The organism is Streptomyces sp. NPDC056452, assembly GCF_042796085.1.
In the GTDB taxonomy this organism is placed as follows: Bacteria; Actinomycetota; Actinomycetes; order Streptomycetales; family Streptomycetaceae; genus Streptomyces.
Map to the genome: position 1 here is coordinate 106276 of NZ_JBHTRI010000013.1, position 15064 is coordinate 121339.

General features: G+C 72.3%; 17 protein-coding genes. 14 read left to right on the forward strand and 3 right to left on the reverse strand.

Annotation, left to right across the window (positions count from 1 at the left end):
* Nucleotides 1-105 precede the first annotated feature (105 nt).
* Complete coding sequence (glmM, locus tag ACFQ6X_RS15640; RefSeq protein WP_383181640.1) at nt 106-1464, forward strand: phosphoglucosamine mutase; 1359 nt, start codon at nt 106-108, stop codon at nt 1462-1464.
* Between the two features lie 4 nt (nt 1465-1468).
* On the opposite strand, the gene ACFQ6X_RS15645 is transcribed toward glmM, so the two are convergent.
* Together ACFQ6X_RS15645 and coaA are read right to left on the reverse strand one after the other, a co-directional pair.
* Nucleotides 1469-2431 carry a DUF389 domain-containing protein gene (locus ACFQ6X_RS15645; protein WP_383181643.1) on the reverse strand — a complete coding sequence of 321 codons (963 nt, stop codon included), beginning with the start codon at nt 2429-2431 and terminating at the stop codon, nt 1469-1471.
* Nucleotides 2432-2448: 17 nt separating this feature from the next.
* Nucleotides 2449-3441, reverse strand: a complete 993-nt coding sequence (gene coaA, locus ACFQ6X_RS15650; protein ID WP_329208272.1) for a type I pantothenate kinase — start codon at nt 3439-3441, stop codon at nt 2449-2451.
* A gap of 261 nt (nt 3442-3702) precedes the next feature.
* Between coaA and glmS the strand changes: the two genes are divergently transcribed.
* From glmS to ACFQ6X_RS15690, 8 genes are all read left to right on the forward strand, one after another.
* Nucleotides 3703-5550 carry a glutamine--fructose-6-phosphate transaminase (isomerizing) gene (glmS, locus tag ACFQ6X_RS15655; RefSeq protein ID WP_383181647.1) on the forward strand — a complete coding sequence of 616 codons (1848 nt, stop codon included), beginning with the start codon at nt 3703-3705 and terminating at the stop codon, nt 5548-5550.
* A gap of 12 nt (nt 5551-5562) precedes the next feature.
* Nucleotides 5563-5931 (forward strand): holo-ACP synthase, encoded by a 369-nt coding sequence (locus ACFQ6X_RS15660; protein WP_383181830.1) that lies wholly within the window; start codon nt 5563-5565, stop codon nt 5929-5931.
* 4 nt (nt 5932-5935) lie between these two features.
* Complete coding sequence (locus tag ACFQ6X_RS15665; protein ID WP_383181650.1) at nt 5936-7393, forward strand: NAD(P)H-hydrate dehydratase; 1458 nt, start codon at nt 5936-5938, stop codon at nt 7391-7393.
* Nucleotides 7394-7438: 45 nt separating this feature from the next.
* Entirely contained in the window at nt 7439-7825 is a 387-nt protein-coding gene (locus tag ACFQ6X_RS15670) for a DUF488 domain-containing protein (RefSeq protein WP_383181653.1), read from the forward strand.
* 60 nt (nt 7826-7885) lie between these two features.
* On the forward strand, nt 7886-9052 hold the full coding sequence (gene alr / locus ACFQ6X_RS15675) for an alanine racemase (protein WP_383181656.1): 1167 nt from the start codon (nt 7886-7888) through the stop codon (nt 9050-9052).
* The gene (locus ACFQ6X_RS15680; RefSeq protein WP_383181658.1) at nt 9049-10326 is read left to right on the forward strand and encodes an alpha/beta fold hydrolase; all 1278 of its coding nucleotides are present in this window, start codon (nt 9049-9051) and stop codon (nt 10324-10326) included. The genes alr and ACFQ6X_RS15680 overlap by 4 nt, the downstream gene beginning before the upstream one ends.
* Nucleotides 10295-10828, forward strand: a complete 534-nt coding sequence (tsaE, locus tag ACFQ6X_RS15685; RefSeq protein ID WP_383181662.1) for a tRNA (adenosine(37)-N6)-threonylcarbamoyltransferase complex ATPase subunit type 1 TsaE — start codon at nt 10295-10297, stop codon at nt 10826-10828. The genes ACFQ6X_RS15680 and tsaE overlap by 32 nt, the downstream gene beginning before the upstream one ends.
* Before the next feature lie 154 nt (nt 10829-10982).
* Nucleotides 10983-11171 (forward strand): hypothetical protein, encoded by a 189-nt coding sequence (locus ACFQ6X_RS15690; protein ID WP_383181665.1) that lies wholly within the window; start codon nt 10983-10985, stop codon nt 11169-11171.
* 42 nt (nt 11172-11213) lie between these two features.
* Here the strand turns inward: ACFQ6X_RS15690 and ACFQ6X_RS15695 are convergent, their stop codons facing one another.
* Nucleotides 11214-11774 (reverse strand): hypothetical protein, encoded by a 561-nt coding sequence (locus ACFQ6X_RS15695; RefSeq protein WP_383181668.1) that lies wholly within the window; start codon nt 11772-11774, stop codon nt 11214-11216.
* A gap of 155 nt (nt 11775-11929) precedes the next feature.
* Between ACFQ6X_RS15695 and tsaB the strand changes: the two genes are divergently transcribed.
* The 5 genes from tsaB to ACFQ6X_RS15720 all read left to right on the forward strand — a co-directional run bounded on the left by tsaB (nt 11930) and on the right by ACFQ6X_RS15720 (nt 14951).
* Nucleotides 11930-12592: a tRNA (adenosine(37)-N6)-threonylcarbamoyltransferase complex dimerization subunit type 1 TsaB gene (gene tsaB / locus ACFQ6X_RS15700; RefSeq protein ID WP_383181671.1), complete on the forward strand. Its 663-nt coding sequence runs from the start codon at nt 11930-11932 to the stop codon at nt 12590-12592.
* Nucleotides 12589-13080 carry a ribosomal protein S18-alanine N-acetyltransferase gene (gene rimI / locus ACFQ6X_RS15705; RefSeq protein WP_383181674.1) on the forward strand — a complete coding sequence of 164 codons (492 nt, stop codon included), beginning with the start codon at nt 12589-12591 and terminating at the stop codon, nt 13078-13080. The genes tsaB and rimI overlap by 4 nt, the downstream gene beginning before the upstream one ends.
* Entirely contained in the window at nt 13080-14186 is a 1107-nt protein-coding gene (gene tsaD / locus ACFQ6X_RS15710; protein WP_383181677.1) for a tRNA (adenosine(37)-N6)-threonylcarbamoyltransferase complex transferase subunit TsaD, read from the forward strand. Before rimI ends, tsaD begins: the two co-directional genes overlap by 1 nt.
* The gene (locus ACFQ6X_RS15715) at nt 14183-14452 is read left to right on the forward strand and encodes a hypothetical protein (RefSeq protein WP_383181680.1); all 270 of its coding nucleotides are present in this window, start codon (nt 14183-14185) and stop codon (nt 14450-14452) included. The genes tsaD and ACFQ6X_RS15715 overlap by 4 nt, the downstream gene beginning before the upstream one ends.
* Before the next feature lie 142 nt (nt 14453-14594).
* Nucleotides 14595-14951 carry a YciI family protein gene (locus ACFQ6X_RS15720; RefSeq protein WP_329208244.1) on the forward strand — a complete coding sequence of 119 codons (357 nt, stop codon included), beginning with the start codon at nt 14595-14597 and terminating at the stop codon, nt 14949-14951.
* Nucleotides 14952-15064 lie beyond the last annotated feature (113 nt).

A 15064-nucleotide genomic window follows, 5' to 3' on the forward strand; every position in this document is an offset into this window, starting at 1 on the left:
GGGACAGCGGCCTCGAGCGCGCCTCACTTTGCTGCGCCTTGCCTTGCTGTGCCCTGTTTTGAGTACTTTGGTTTTGCGGTTTCGGAGCACCTTCGGAGGACACCAGTGGGACGACTCTTCGGCACGGACGGCGTGCGCGGTGTCGCCAATGCGGACCTGACGGCCGAGCTTGCGCTCGGGCTCTCGGTCGCTGCGGCGCACGTACTGGCCGAGGCAGGCACCTTCGAGGGACATCGGCCGACGGCCGTGGTGGGCCGCGACCCCCGGGCCTCCGGAGAGTTCCTGGAGGCCGCCGTCGTGGCGGGCCTGGCCAGCGCGGGCGTGGACGTCCTGAGGGTCGGCGTGCTGCCGACCCCCGCCGTGGCGTATCTCACCGGCGCGCTCGGCGCCGACATCGGCGTGATGCTCTCCGCGAGCCACAACGCCATGCCGGACAACGGCATCAAGTTCTTCGCGCGCGGCGGCCACAAGCTGGCCGACGAGCTGGAGGACCGCATCGAGACGGTCTACGAGCAGCACCGCACCGGCGAGCCCTGGGCGCGTCCGACGGGTGCCGGAGTGGGCCGGGTCACCGACTACACCGAGGGCTTCGACCGGTACGTCGCGCACCTCATCGCGGTCCTCCCGAACAGGCTCGACGGGCTGAAGGTCGTCCTGGACGAGGCGCACGGCGCCGCCGCCCGCGTCTCGCCCGAGGCGTTCACCCGCGCCGGGGCCGAGGTCGTCACCATCGGTGCCGAGCCGGACGGCCTGAACATCAACGACGGCTGCGGCTCCACCCACCTCGGTCTGCTGCGGGCCGCTGTCGTCGAACACGGCGCCGACCTCGGTATCGCGCACGACGGCGACGCCGACCGCTGCCTGGCCGTGGACGCCACGGGCGAGGAGATCGACGGCGACCAGATCCTGGCCGTGCTCGCCCTCGCCATGCGCGAGGCCGGGCAGCTGCGCAAGGACACCGTCGTCGGCACGGTCATGTCGAACCTCGGCTTCAAGATGGCGATGGAGCGCGAGGGCATCGCACTCGTCCAGACCGCCGTCGGCGACCGCTACGTCCTGGAGTCGATGAAGGCCGAAGGCTTCGCGCTGGGCGGCGAGCAGTCCGGCCACGTCATCGTCCTGGACCATGCCACGACGGGTGACGGCACGCTGACCGGTCTGATGCTCGCGGCACGGATCGCCGCCACCGGCCGTACGCTGGCGGATCTGGCCGGTGTGATGCAGCGCCTCCCGCAGGTGCTCATCAACGTGCCGGACGTCGACAAGTCCCGCGTCGACACCTCGCCCGAGCTGGCCGCCGCGGTCGCCGAGGCCGAGCGCGAGCTGGGCGACACCGGGCGCGTACTGCTGCGCAAGTCGGGCACGGAGCCGCTGGTACGGGTGATGGTCGAGGCCGCCGACATCGAGCAGGCGCGCTCCGTGGCCGGGCAGCTGGCCGACGTGGTGAAGTCGGCCCTCGGCTGACGCACTACCGCACTGTGGACGGGCTCGGCCGCGCGGCCGAGCCCGTTCGGCGTTGTGCGGCCCACAGCGCCTTCTGGAGCAGCAGCGTCAGCGTTCCCGCGACCACGATGCCGCCCAGGTTGGCGAGGAGCTGCGCCGTGGAGCCCCAGGTCTGCTGGAGGTCCTGGTAGCTGAAGGCGACCGCGGCGTTGGCGGCGGCCGGCACGGTGGTCACCGAGATCGCCACGCCGATCAGTGCCCCGGACTTCGCCGAGGTCAGCGAGAGCGTTCCGGCGATGCCCGCCAGGAGCGCCACGACGAACGACATCCAGTCCGGGTGCCAGATGAATCCGGTGTTGGGCCGGTCCGCCGTGACCATGCCCTCGTTGAACAGCCCGAAGGCGTCCAGCAGCCAGGCGAACCCGGCCGTCAGCACCATCGCCACCGCGAACCCGCCGATCAGCGCCCACAGCGAACGCGCGACCAGCCGCGGTGCGCGCTGCACGAGCGCCGTCGAGATCCCCGCCAGGGGGCCGAACTCCGGGCCCACCGCCATCGCGCCCACGATCAGGATCGCGTTGTCGAGCATCACGCCGCAGGCGGCCAGCATCGTCGCCACGGCGAGGAACGCCACATACGTGACGCTGAACGTGGACTCCTCGTGGGTGACTTCGGTCAGCTCCTCCCACAGCACCGCGTCCGCGCCCTCGCCGGGAGCGTCCTTCTCCGCCTTGTCGGCGTGCGCGGACAGTGTGAGGTCCACGTTCTCGACGGTGATCGAACCGGACTTGTCGATGCCGAGGTCCCGCAGCGCGCCGATCAGTTCGTCGCCCGCCTCGCGCGCCACGTCGCACAGGACCACATCGCCCGCCGGGCTGCGGGCGGCACCGCTGAGCACCGCGAGATGTGCGGTGCCCACCGTGTGCTCCAGCAGCTTCAGCACCTCGTCGGTGCGGTCGGCGGGCACGATGAGGCGCAGATGCAGCACGGTGCACCCTTTCGGAGTCAGAGTTTGCGCAACGACAGACGCTGGACCTTGTGGTCCGGCCCCTTGCGCAGCACCAGAGTGGCACGGCCCCGTGTGGGCGCCACATTCTCCAGCAGATTGGGCTTGTTGATGGTCCGCCACATGGTGCGCGCGTAGTCCAGCGCCTCCTCCTCGGAGACCTGGGTGTACTTGCGGAAGTACGAGAACGGGTTCTGGAACGCCGTCTCGCGCAGCCGGCGGAAGCGGTGGAGGTACCAGGTCTCGATGTCCTCCGGGCGCGCGTCCACGTACACACTGAAGTCGAAGTAGTCGGCGAGGCCGACCCTGGTCCGGCCGTCCTTGCCGGGCAGTGCGGGCTGCAGCACGTTCAGCCCTTCGACGATCAGGATGTCGGGACGGCGTACGGTGAGCCGCTCACCGGGCACGATGTCGTAGATCAGGTGCGAGTAGACGGGCGCCGTCACCTCGTCCTTGCCGGCCTTGATGTCGGCGACGAACCGGGTCAGGGCCCGCCGGTCGTAGGACTCCGGGAACCCTTTGCGCGACATCAGCCCGCGCGCCTGGAGCTCCTTCATCGGCAGCAGGAACCCGTCCGTGGTCACCAGCTCGACCCGGGGATGCTCCGGCCAGCGTGCCAGCAGCGCCTGCAGGATGCGGGCGCTGGTGGACTTGCCGACGGCGACGCTGCCCGCGACCCCTATGACGAACGGGGTGCCGCGCTGCTCGCCGTGGCCGTTCCCCGCGTCCCCGAGGAAGGTGTTCAGCGCACCGCGCAGACCGGAGGTGGCCTGGACGTACAGGTTCAGGAGCCGCGACAGGGGCAGGTAGACGTCCCGCACCTCGTCGAGGTCGATGACATCGCCGAGCCCGCGCAGCTTCTCGACCTCGTCGGCGGAGAGCGGCAGCGGGGTCTTGTCGCGCAGAGCGCTCCACTCCGCCCGGGTCAGGTCGACGTAGGGCGTCGGCGCGTGCTCGGTGCGACGGGAGCTCCGTGCGGGCGAAGTGATCACGTACTCATTGTTGCGGGAGTTTTAACGGAGTGGGGGGTGGGCTCGGTCACGTGGGGGACGGGGCGGGGCCTGTGCGTGTCCGGCTCGTGGCTGAGCGAGCAGAACGGTGGGGTCCATCGAGGGGGGCCGAAGGCCACGGGTCGCCCCGGCAGAAGTACGACGGGATGAGGCGGCAGGAGGTGACGGACTTCGCCCATGAGCCGACCGGCCCGCGGAGCACGGCTACTGTCCCCCACCGGCCCGCGGCCTTATGGTGCCGATATGTGCGGAATCGTGGGTTACGTCGGTGGGCAGTCGGCGCAGGACGTCGTCGTCGCGGGGCTGAAGCGGCTGGAGTACCGGGGGTACGACTCCGCTGGGGTCGCCGTCCTCTCGGACGGTGGTCTGGCCGGGGCGAAGAAGGCCGGGAAGCTCCTCAACCTGGAGAAGGAGCTCAAGGAGCGGCCACTGCCCGCCGGGAACACCGGTATCGGGCACACCCGTTGGGCGACGCACGGCGGGCCGACCGATGCCAACGCCCATCCGCATCTCGACAACGCGGGGCGCGTCGCCGTCGTGCACAACGGGATCATCGAGAACTTCGCCACGCTGCGGGAGGAGCTGACCGGGCGCGGCCACGAGCTGGCCTCCGAGACCGACACCGAGGTCGTGGCCCATCTGCTGGCGGAGGCGTACTCCTCGACCGGTGAGCTCGCCGAGGCGATGCGCCAGGTCTGCCGGCAGCTGGAGGGGGCGTTCACCCTGGTCGCGGTGCACGCGGACGAGCCGGATGTGGTCGTCGGGGCCCGGCGGAACTCGCCCCTGGTGGTCGGGGCGGGGGACGGGGAGATGTTCCTGGCCTCCGACGTGGCCGCCTTCATCGCGCACACCCGGTCCGCGATCGAGCTGGGCCAGGACCAGGTGGTGGAGCTGCGCAGGGACGGGGCCACCGTCACGGGGTTCGACGGCTTCCCCGCGGAGTCACGCGAGTACCACGTGGACTGGGACGCCTCCGCCGCCGAGAAGGGCGGCTACGCCTCCTTCATGCTCAAGGAGATCGCAGACCAGCCGAAGGCCGTCGCCGACACACTCCTGGGCCGGATCGACGCCTCGGGTGCGCTGCGCCTCGACGAGGTGCGGATCCCGCCGAGCGAGCTCAGGGAGGTCGACAAGGTCTTCATCGTCGCCTGCGGGACCGCGTTCCACGCCGGGATGATCGCCAAGTACGCCATCGAGCACGTCACCCGGCTTCCCTGCGAAACGGAGCTGGCCAGCGAGTTCCGCTACCGCGACCCGATCCTGGACCGGAACACCCTGGTCATCGCGATCTCCCAGTCCGGCGAGACGATGGACACGCTGATGGCCCTGCGGCACGCCCGTGAGCAGGGGGCGAAGGTCCTCGCCATCTGCAACACGAACGGGTCGACGATCCCGAGGGAGTCCGACGCCGTCCTGTACACCCACGCGGGTCCGGAGGTGGCGGTCGCCTCCACCAAGGCGTTCCTGACGCAGCTCGTCGCCTGCTACCTCGTCGCGCTGTACCTCGGCCAGATCCGCGGCACCAAGTGGGGCGACGAGATCCGCACCGTGGTGCGCCAGCTCTCCGGGATCCCCGGGCAGGTGGAGGAGCTCCTCGGGACGATGGAGCCCGTGCGCGCGCTCGCCCGCTCGCTCGCGCACCGCGACACGGTGCTCTTCGTGGGCAGGCACGTCGGCTACCCGGTCGCCCTGGAAGGCGCGTTGAAGCTGAAGGAACTCGCGTACATGCACGCCGAGGGCTTCGCGGCCGGAGAGCTCAAGCACGGGCCGATCGCGCTCATCGACGAGGGGCTGCCGGTCGTCGTGATCGTGCCGTCCCCGCGCGGCCGTTCGGTGCTCCACGACAAGGTCGTGTCGAACATCCAGGAGATCAGGGCCCGCGGCGCACGTACCGTCGTCATCGCCGAGGAGGGCGACGAGGCCGTCGTCCCGTACGCGGACCACCTCATCAGGATCCCCGCTACGCCTACGCTGCTTCAGCCGCTGGTCGCCACCGTGCCGTTGCAGGTCTTCGCCTGCGAGCTGGCGACTGCCCGCGGCAACGAGGTGGACCAGCCGCGCAATCTGGCGAAGTCCGTGACAGTCGAGTGAGTGAGTGAGCGCGTGATCATTGGGGTCGGGATCGATGTGGCGGAGATCGAACGCTTCGGGGCGGCGCTGGAACGCACACCGCAGATGGCGGACCGCCTCTTCCTGGAGCGGGAGTTGCTGCTGCCCAGCGGGGAGCGTCGGGGGATCGCCTCGCTGGCCGCCCGGTTCGCCGCCAAGGAGGCGCTGGCCAAGGCGCTCGGGGCGCCGGGCGGGCTGCTCTGGACGGATGCCGAGGTGTGTGTCGAGGACAGCGGGCAGCCCCGGCTGGAGGTCCGCGGCACGGTCGCGGCCCGCGCCGCCGAGCTGGGCGTGCGCGGCTGGCACGTGTCGCTCAGCCACGACGCGGGGGTGGCGTCGGCCGTGGTGATCGCGGAGGGTTGAGCGTATGCGACAGGCGTACAGCGTTTCGACCGTACGGGCCGCCGAACAGGCGCTGATGGCACGGCTGCCCGAGGGCGCCCTGATGCAGCGCGCCGCCGCGGGCCTGGCGGTGGCCTGCGGCGACCTGCTCCGGCGCAACGGCCGGGTGTACGGGTCCCGGGTGCTCCTGCTCGTCGGCAGCGGCGACAACGGCGGCGACGCGCTGTACGCGGGGGCCAGGCTGGCCCGGCGCGGAGCGGGTGTACGGGCCCTGCTGACCGCGCCGGACAAGGTCCACCGGGGCGGTCTCGCCGCGCTCCTCGCGGCGGGCGGCCAGGTCCTCGACTCCCCGGACCGCATCGGCCACGCCTTCGGTCCCGTCGACCTCGTCGTCGACGGAATCACCGGAATCGGAGGCCGCGGCGGTCTGCGCCCCGAGGCGGAGCAGCTGGTCCGCGCGGTCACCGGGGGGCACGCGCCGGTACTTGCCGTGGACCTGCCGAGCGGGGTCGAGGCGGACACCGGGGAGGTCCTGGGGGCTGCCGTACGCGCGGACGCCACCGTCACCTTCGGCACGTACAAGCCGGGACTGCTCGTCGACCCGGCGGCCGAACGGGCGGGCGCCCTGCGGCTCGTCGACATCGGGCTGGGAGCCGAGCTGCCCGAGCGCCCCGACCTGGAGGCACTGCAGTACGCGGACGTGGCGGCGCTCCTGCCGGTGCCGGGGGCCGAGAGCGACAAGTACCGGCGCGGCGTGGTCGGCGTGGCCGCCGGGTCGGAGCGGTACCCGGGTGCCGCGGTGCTCGCGGTCGCGGGCGCGCTGCGCGGCGGTGCCGGAGCCGTGCGGTACGCAGGTCCCGGCGCGGACGCGGTGATCGCCCGCTTCCCGGAGACGCTGGTGCACCCGTGGCCGCCGTCGAAGGCCGGACGGGTGCAGGCCTGGGTGGTCGGGCCGGGGCTCGGCGACTCCACCGCGGCGGCCGGCGCGGTGTCCGACGTGCTGGCCGCGGACGTCCCGGTGCTCGTCGACGCGGACGGGCTGCGGCTGATGGACGCCGGAGCGGTGCGGTCGCGCTCCGCCGCCACGGTGCTCACCCCGCACGCCGGGGAGGCCGCCGCGCTCCTCGGGGTCCCGCGCGAGGAGGTCGAGGCGGGACGGCTCGCCGCCGTACGGGAACTGGCCGCGCGCTACGGCGCGACGGTGCTGCTCAAGGGGTCGACGACCCTGGTCGCGGAGGCCGGGGGCGCGCCCGTACGGGTCAACCCGACGGGCACGTCCTGGCTGGCCACGGCGGGCAGCGGCGATGTGCTCTCCGGGCTGACCGGCTCCCTGCTGGCGGCGGGCCTCGCCCCGCGCGACGCCGCGTCGGTGGGCGCCTACCTGCACGGGCTCGCGGCGCGCCGGGTCTCGGACGGGGCACCGGTCGCCGCGCAGGACGTCGCGGACGCGATCCCGGCGGCCTGGCGGGATGTGCGGGCCTGATCCACCCTGGCAGGAGCGGGACGGGAGCCGGAAGGGCGGTCGGACGTGGGCAGCAGCGACACCGTACGGATGCGCAGGGTGTACGACCCGCCGGAGGACGGCGACGGCACCCGCGTCCTCGTCGACCGGCTCTGGCCGCGCGGGGTGTCCAAGGAGCGGGCCGCCGTCGATGTGTGGGCCAAGGACGCGACCCCGTCGAACGAGCTCCGCTCCTGGTACCACGAGGACCGCTCCGGCAACCGCTACGACGACTTCGTGGACCGCTACCGCACCGAGCTCGGCGACCCGGCCCACACCCGGGCGGTGGACGAGCTGCTCGGCCTGCTGCGCGAGGGCGGTCCGGTCACGCTGCTCACGGCGGTGAAGGACATTCCGGCCAGCCACGTCCCCGTCCTCGCCGAGCACCTGGAACACGCCCTGGAGCACGGCTGACGCCTCACCGCGCCCGGGAGATCGAGGGCACATGCGTACGGCTCTGAGAGACTGGGCGCGATGAACGAGACAGCGTCCCCGAGAGCCCGTGCCGAGATCGACCTCGCCGCGGTGCGCGCCAATGTGCGCGCCCTGCGTGCGCGGGCGTCCGGGGCGCAGCTCATGGCCGTCGTGAAGTCCGATGCGTACGGGCACGGCGCGGTGCCCTGTGCCCGGGCCGCGATCGAGGCCGGCGCGACCTGGCTGGGCACCGCGACCCCGCAGGAGGCTCTCGCCCTGCGGGCGGCCGGGATCGGCGGCCGGGTGATGTGCTGGCTGTGGACGCCCGGCGGCCCCTGGCGCGAGGCGATCGAGGCCGACATCGACGTCTCCGTGAGCGGCCTGTGGGCCCTCACCGAAGTCGTCGCCGCGGCCACGGAGGCAGGCATTCCGGCCCGGGTCCAGCTCAAGGCCGACACGGGCCTCGGCCGCAACGGCTGCCAGCCCGCCGACTGGCCGGAACTGATCTCCGCCGCCCGCGCCGCCGAGGCCGCGGGCACGCTGCGCATCACCGGCCTGTGGTCGCACTTCGCCTGCGCCGACGAGCCGGGGCACCCGTCGATCGCCGCCCAGCTGAACGTGTTCCGCGACATGGTGGCGTACGCGGAGAAGGCGGGCGCCGAGCCCGAGGTGCGGCACATCGCGAACTCGCCGGCGACCCTCACGGTGCCCGAGTCGCACTTCGATCTCGTACGCACCGGAATCGCCGTGTACGGCATCTCGCCGAGCCCGGAGCTGGGCACACCGGCCGACTTCGGCCTGCGTCCCGTGATGACGCTCTCCGCGTCGATCGCGCTGGTCAAGCAGGTGCCGCCGGGCCACGGCGTCAGCTACGGCCACCACTACACGACCTCCGCGGAGACGACGCTGGCCCTGGTGCCCGTCGGGTACGCGGACGGCATCCCGCGCCACGCCTCGGGCCGGGGCCCCGTCCTCGTCGACGGCCGGATCCGGACCGTGGCGGGCCGGGTCGCGATGGACCAGTTCGTGGTCGACCTCGGGGGCGACACCCCGGAGCCGGGCACGGAGGCGGTGCTGTTCGGGCCGGGCGACCGGGGCGAGCCGAGTGCCGAGGACTGGGCGGTCGCGGCCGACACGATCGCGTACGAGATCGTCACACGCATCGGTGCACGCGTACCCCGCGTCTATCGAGACGCGGCGACAACGACGAGGAGCACGGCACGGTGAGCGACACCAGCGCGGGGGACGTGGTGGCGACGGCGGCCGTTGCCGCGGCCGGCTGGCGCCGGGCGGGCATCGCCGGGGCGGCGATAGGCGTCATCGCTGCGGGTGCGGCGGCCGGTGTCGCGGTCGAGCGGCTGACGGTGGGCCGCGGCATGCGCAAGAAGGCGCGGCTCGCGCTGGACGCGTCGGGACCGTACGGCTCGCTGCGCGGGGTGTCCGGCCGGGCCGTCGCCGACGACGGCACCGAGCTGTACTACGAGGTCGACGAGGTCGAACCGGACGGCGGCACGGGCCGCGCGGGCACGAAGGCGGGCGCCGGATCCGGCGCGGCCCCCGGCCCGCGACGGCGCAGGCTCTTCGGCCGCAAGGCCCCCGTGCCCGTCACCGTCGTCTTCAGCCACGGCTACTGCCTCAGCCAGGACTCCTGGCACTTCCAGCGGGCGGCCCTGCGCGGCCTGGTGCGCACGGTCCACTGGGACCAGCGCAGTCACGGCCGCTCCGAGCGCGGCCGCGCACAGGCCGAGGGGGTGGCCGTCGGCATCGACCAGCTCGGCCGCGACCTGAAGGCGGTCATCGACGCCGCGGCCCCGGAGGGCCTGCTGGTGCTGGTCGGGCACTCCATGGGCGGCATGACGATGATGGCGCTCGCCGACCAGTACCCGGCGCTGGTCCGTGACCGGGTCGCCGCGGTCGCCTTCGTCGGTACGTCGAGCGGGAAGCTCGGCGAGGTGAACTTCGGGCTGCCGGTGGCGGGCGTGAACGCGGTGCGCCGGGTGCTTCCCGGGGTGCTCAAGGCGCTCGGTTCGCAGACGGAGCTCGTGGAGCGCGGACGGCGGGCGACCGCCGACCTGTTCGCGGGGCTGATCAAGCGGTACTCGTTCGGTTCACGGGACGTGGACCCGGCGGTCGCGCGGTTCGCCGAGCGGCTCATCGAGTCCACCCCGATCGATGTGGTCGCCGAGTTCTACCCGGCGTTCACCGAGCACGACAAGAGCGGGGCGCTGCCCGCCTTTCTCGATCTTCCGGTGCTGATCCTGGCCGGCGACAAGGACCTGGTCACACCCAGTTCGCACAGCGAGGCCATCGCGGACGAGCTGCCGGACGCGGAGCTGGTCATCGTGCCGGACGCCGGTCACCTGGTGATGCTCGAGCACCCGGAGACGGTCACCGACCGGCTCGCGGACCTGCTGGTGCGCATCGGAGCGGTTCCGGGCGAGGCGCCCGGATCCTCTAACGTTGGCGAGCATGGAAGCAGCGCACAACGGCCCGGTGGCTGACACCGCCGTACCGGGCACCGTCACCGTCGACCTCGCCGTCGAGTCCCCCGAACAGATGCGGGACCTCGGCCGCCGTATCGCCGGTGTGCTGGCCCCCGGCGACCTCGTGATGCTCACCGGTGAGCTCGGCGCGGGCAAGACCACGCTCACCCGGGGGCTCGGCGAGGGACTCGGGGTGCGCGGTGCCGTCACCTCGCCCACCTTCGTGATCGCCCGGGTGCACCCGTCCCTGGGCGACGGGCCCGCCCTGGTCCACGTCGACGCGTACCGCCTGGGCGGCGGGCTCGACGAGATGGAGGACCTGGACCTCGATGTGTCGCTGCCGGAGTCGGTGGTCGTCGTGGAATGGGGCGACGGCAAGGTCGAGGAGCTGTCGGACGACCGGCTGCAGGTGCTGATCCACCGTGCGGTCGGGGACACGGACGACGAGCGGCGCACGGTCACGCTGGTCGGCATCGGGGCGCGCTGGGTGGGCCTGGGTACGGATCTGGCGGACGCCTGACCGGTGGGCGTCGCATCGCCCGACGTTCCGGACGGTGCTTTCCGACAAGCCGTCGGTAAAATGTTGCGCAGGGGGCTGCGGCCGTGGTCACATGGTTGCGAGATTGGTTAGGTCTACCTAACCGGATCTTTCACCGAAGCCCGAGGAGGCATGCATGCCGACACCCGAGCGTGAAGTGCAGCCGCAGTCGCCGCAGGCGGAGCCACCGTCGGCTTCCGCGGTGTCGATGAAGGACCTGCTGGCCTCCTGCGCGGCCGCGACGGCGGTTTCGACGCCTCCCCGCGAGGAGCTCGAGGACGACGACGGGCAGGAACAGCTGCCGGCCGGGCGCGACGCGGCCTGAGGATCCCGCCGGACCGGTTACCGCGTCACGGGCGGTACGGCCCTACGGTACGACGACGATCTTGACGCCGACCGTCGCGAACGTCCACATCGCGTTGCCGTCGGCGCGCTTCATCCGGACCCCGCCGGTCTTGATCGTGGGATCCGGGCTGTGCATCGAGTCGTCCTGTGCGGCGCTGAAGCCCACGGAGACGTCGTCGACGTTCGCGAAGCGCACCACGTGTTCGATGGGCACACCGTCCGAGCCCTTGATGCTGCCGGAGCGCGAGGTCACCCGGTAGACGCCGGGCAGCGGGTTGATGGAGCTCGGCATGACGGTGAACGTCCGGAGCGACTTCTCCTTGGCGTCCACGATCCACACCCGCCGGTCCTTCAGCGCGTACACGACGCGCGCCCCGGTGTCGGAGTCCGCGGGGACCGCGAGCGGTTCCCGCGGCGCCTCGGGCTTCTCGGTGGGAGCGGCGGTCGAGCTGCCGGAGGACTGCGCCGTGGGGGCGGCGACGGAGTCGGGTGCGTTCGCCGATGCCTGGTAGGCGAGGAAACAGACCGCGGCCACTGCCGCCGCCGTGAGCCCGGCCACGATTCCCGAGCTGCCCCTAGCCACCGTGAGCTCCCCTTTCGCATGCCGTCCGTCGCATGTCGTACAAGCATTTACGTCGTACACACGTATACCCGGCGACGGTACCAGCAGCGGCATGCCCGACCGGTACGACGTACGGGCGGGCCGTACCCGAGTCGGCGGAGCCGTAGGCTGTTTGTGTGCTCCTGCTCGCCGTTGATACCGCCACTCCCGCCGTCACCGTCGCCCTCCACGACGGGACCTCCGTCGTAGCCGAGACCGGCCAGGTCGACGCCCGAAGGCACGGGGAGCTCCTGCTCCCCGCCGTCGACCGGGTCCTCGCCGAGGCGGGGGTGAAACTCGACGCCGTGACGGACGTGGTCGTCGGGGTCGGCCCCGGCCCCTACACCGGGCTGCGCGTCGGTCTGGTGACCGCGGCGACGTTCGGCTCCGCCCTCTCCGTACCCGTGCACGGACTGTGCACGCTCGACGGCCTCGCGTACGCCGCCGGGCAGGCCGGCCTCGAAGGCCCGTTCGCCGTCGCGACGGACGCGCGGCGCAAGGAGGTCTACTGGGCGCGGTACGAGGACGCCCGCACCCGGACCGGTGAACCCGCCGTCGACCGGCCGGCCGACCTCGCCGAGCAGCTCGCCGGGCTGCCCGTCGTCGGCGCGGGCGCCCTGCTCTACCCCGAGGCCTTCCCGGACGCGCGCGGCCCCGAACACGTCTCCGCCGGAGCCCTCGCCGCCCTCGCCGCCGAGCGCCTCGCCGCCGGGGCGGAACTGCTGCCCCCGCAGCCGCTCTACCTGCGCAGGCCCGACGCGCAGGTCCCGAAGAACTACAAGGTGGTCACCCCGAAGTGACGACCGTGACCCCTGTGCTCCGCGAGATGCGCTGGTGGGACATCGATCCGGTGCTGGACCTGGAGCATGAGCTGTTCCCCGAGGACGCCTGGTCGGCCGGGATGTTCTGGTCCGAGCTGGCCCACGCGCGCGGCCCGCAGGCCACCCGGCGCTACGTCGTCGCCGAGGACCCCGTCGACGGGCGGATCGTCGGCTACGCGGGTCTCGCCGCGGCCGGTGAGCTCGCCGACGTCCAGACGATCGGCGTCAGCCGCGGCCAGTGGGGCGGCGGCCTCGGCTCCGAGCTCCTGACCGACCTCCTCAGACACGCCACCGCCTTCGAGTGCACCGCGGTGCTCCTCGAGGTCCGTGTCGACAACACCCGTGCGCAGAAGCTGTACGAACGCTTCGGCTTCGAACCGATCGGTTTCCGCCGGGGTTACTACCAGCCCGGGAACATCGACGCACTCGTCATGCGCCTGACCGTACAAGGAACAGAGACTGACTGATGGCTGACGAACCGCTCGTACTCGGCATCGAGACCTCCTGCGACGAGACCGGCGTGGGCATCGTGCGCGGTACGACACTGCTTGCCGACGCCGTGGCCTCCAGTGTCGACACGCACGCCCGCTTCGGCGGCGTCGTCCCGGAGATCGCCTCCCGCGCCCACCTGGAGTCGATGGTTCCCACCATCGAACGCGCGCTGAAGGAGGCCGGGATCAGCGCCCGCGACCTCGACGGCATCGCGGTCACCGCCGGTCCCGGACTCGCCGGGGCGCTCCTCGTCGGGGTGTCGGCGGCGAAGGCGTACGCGTACGCGCTGAACAAGCCGCTGTACGGGGTCAACCACCTCGCCTCGCACATCTGCGTGGACCAGCTCGAGCACGGCCCGCTGCCCGAGCCGACGATGGCACTGCTGGTCAGCGGCGGGCACTCCTCGCTGCTGCTGGCGCCGGACATCACCAACGACGTACGGCCGCTGGGCGCGACGATCGACGACGCGGCGGGCGAGGCCTTCGACAAGATCGCCCGGGTGCTGCACCTCGGCTTCCCCGGCGGACCGGTCATCGACCGGCTGGCGAGGGAGGGCGACCCGAAGGCGATCGCGTTCCCGCGCGGGCTGAGCGGCTCGCGCGACCCCGCGTACGACTTCTCCTTCTCCGGCCTCAAGACGTCGGTCGCGCGCTGGATCGAGGCGAAGCGTGCGGCGGGCGAGGACGTTCCCGTACGGGATGTGGCGGCGTCCTTCCAGGAGGCCGTGGTGGACGTGCTCACCCGCAAGGCCGTGCGGGCCTGCAAGGACGAGGGCGTCGATCACCTCATGATCGGCGGCGGTGTCGCGGCGAACTCGCGGCTGCGGGCGCTGGCCGAGGAGCGGTGCGAGCGGGCCGGGATCAGGCTGCGGGTGCCCAGGCCCGGACTGTGCACGGACAACGGGGCCATGGTCGCGGCGCTGGGCGCGGAGATGGTGGCCCGCAACCGCCCGGCCTCGGACTGGGAGCTCTCGGCGGACTCCTCGCTCCCGGTCACCGAGACCCATGTGCCGGGGGCGCACAGCCACGCCCACGACCACGACCATGTGCACGAGATCAGCAAGGACAACCTCTACTCATGACCGTCGCCCTGATGTGGGAGGCGCGCGCCACCGGGGGCCGGGGCGCGGAGCTGCTGGAGTGGGCCCGGTCCAGGGCGGGCGAGCTGGCCCGGGAGCCGCTGCGCAGCGAGCTGCTGCGCGCCCCGCAGGACCGGGTGCTCGTCCTCACCTGGTGGGAGGCCGGGTACGACGACGAACTGCCGGAGCTGCCCGAACCCGACGCCGCGCTGATCACGCGCCCGGTGCACCGCTGGCGCTTCGAGTCGCTGGGGCCGGCCGACGGCTGAGAGCGCCCGTCACAGCGCTTCCGGTGGCCGTCGCGGAAAATTCTCAGAAGAATTCTGCCGGACGTGTCGATCCGGGTCCCTCCCGTTCGACGCAGGGGTGAGAGGCGGGGACGAGCCCCGCCGCCCGATCCGAGGAGTCACCATGCCGCGCTATCTGACGATGGTCCGCATCGACGAGAACAACGCTCCCGCCGAAGGCCCCAGCGAGGGGCTGATGGAGCGCATGGGCGCGCTCATCGAGGAGATGACCAAGGCCGGTGTCCTGCTCGACACGGCCGGGCTCACCCCGACCTCCGAGGGCACCCGGGTGACCTGGTCCGACGGGGAGTTCACCGTCACGGACGGGCCGTTCACCGAGACCAAGGAAGTCATCGGCGGCTACGCCATCATCCAGGCCAAGGACAAGGCCGAGATCCTGGAGTGGACCAAGCGCTTCCTCGCGGTCCACGAGACCTACTGGACCGTGACCTCCGAGATCCGCGAGATCGCCGAAGGCTGAGGGCTGACGGCCGGCAGCGGTCCTGCCGGAGCGGGGCGGGTGCGGCGGGGGGGGGGGGGGCCGCCGGGTGGACCGCCAGGAGGTCCAGGGCCACCCGTACCGCGTCGTCCAGG

Bases quoted from the DNA above. Each gene is read 5' to 3' on its own strand.
- glmS (WP_383181647.1), top strand. From the start codon at position 3,703: ATGTGCGGAATCGTGGGTTACGTCGGTGGGCAGTCGGCGCAGGACGTC.
- ACFQ6X_RS15665 (WP_383181650.1), top strand. From the start codon at position 5,936: ATGCGACAGGCGTACAGCGTTTCGACCGTACGGGCCGCCGAACAGGCG.
- alr (WP_383181656.1), top strand. From the start codon at position 7,886: ATGAACGAGACAGCGTCCCCGAGAGCCCGTGCCGAGATCGACCTCGCC.
- tsaE (WP_383181662.1), top strand. From the start codon at position 10,295: ATGGAAGCAGCGCACAACGGCCCGGTGGCTGACACCGCCGTACCGGGC.
- ACFQ6X_RS15690 (WP_383181665.1), top strand. From the start codon at position 10,983: ATGCCGACACCCGAGCGTGAAGTGCAGCCGCAGTCGCCGCAGGCGGAG.
- tsaD (WP_383181677.1), top strand. From the start codon at position 13,080: ATGGCTGACGAACCGCTCGTACTCGGCATCGAGACCTCCTGCGACGAG.
- ACFQ6X_RS15715 (WP_383181680.1), top strand. From the start codon at position 14,183: ATGACCGTCGCCCTGATGTGGGAGGCGCGCGCCACCGGGGGCCGGGGC.
- ACFQ6X_RS15720 (WP_329208244.1), top strand. From the start codon at position 14,595: ATGCCGCGCTATCTGACGATGGTCCGCATCGACGAGAACAACGCTCCC.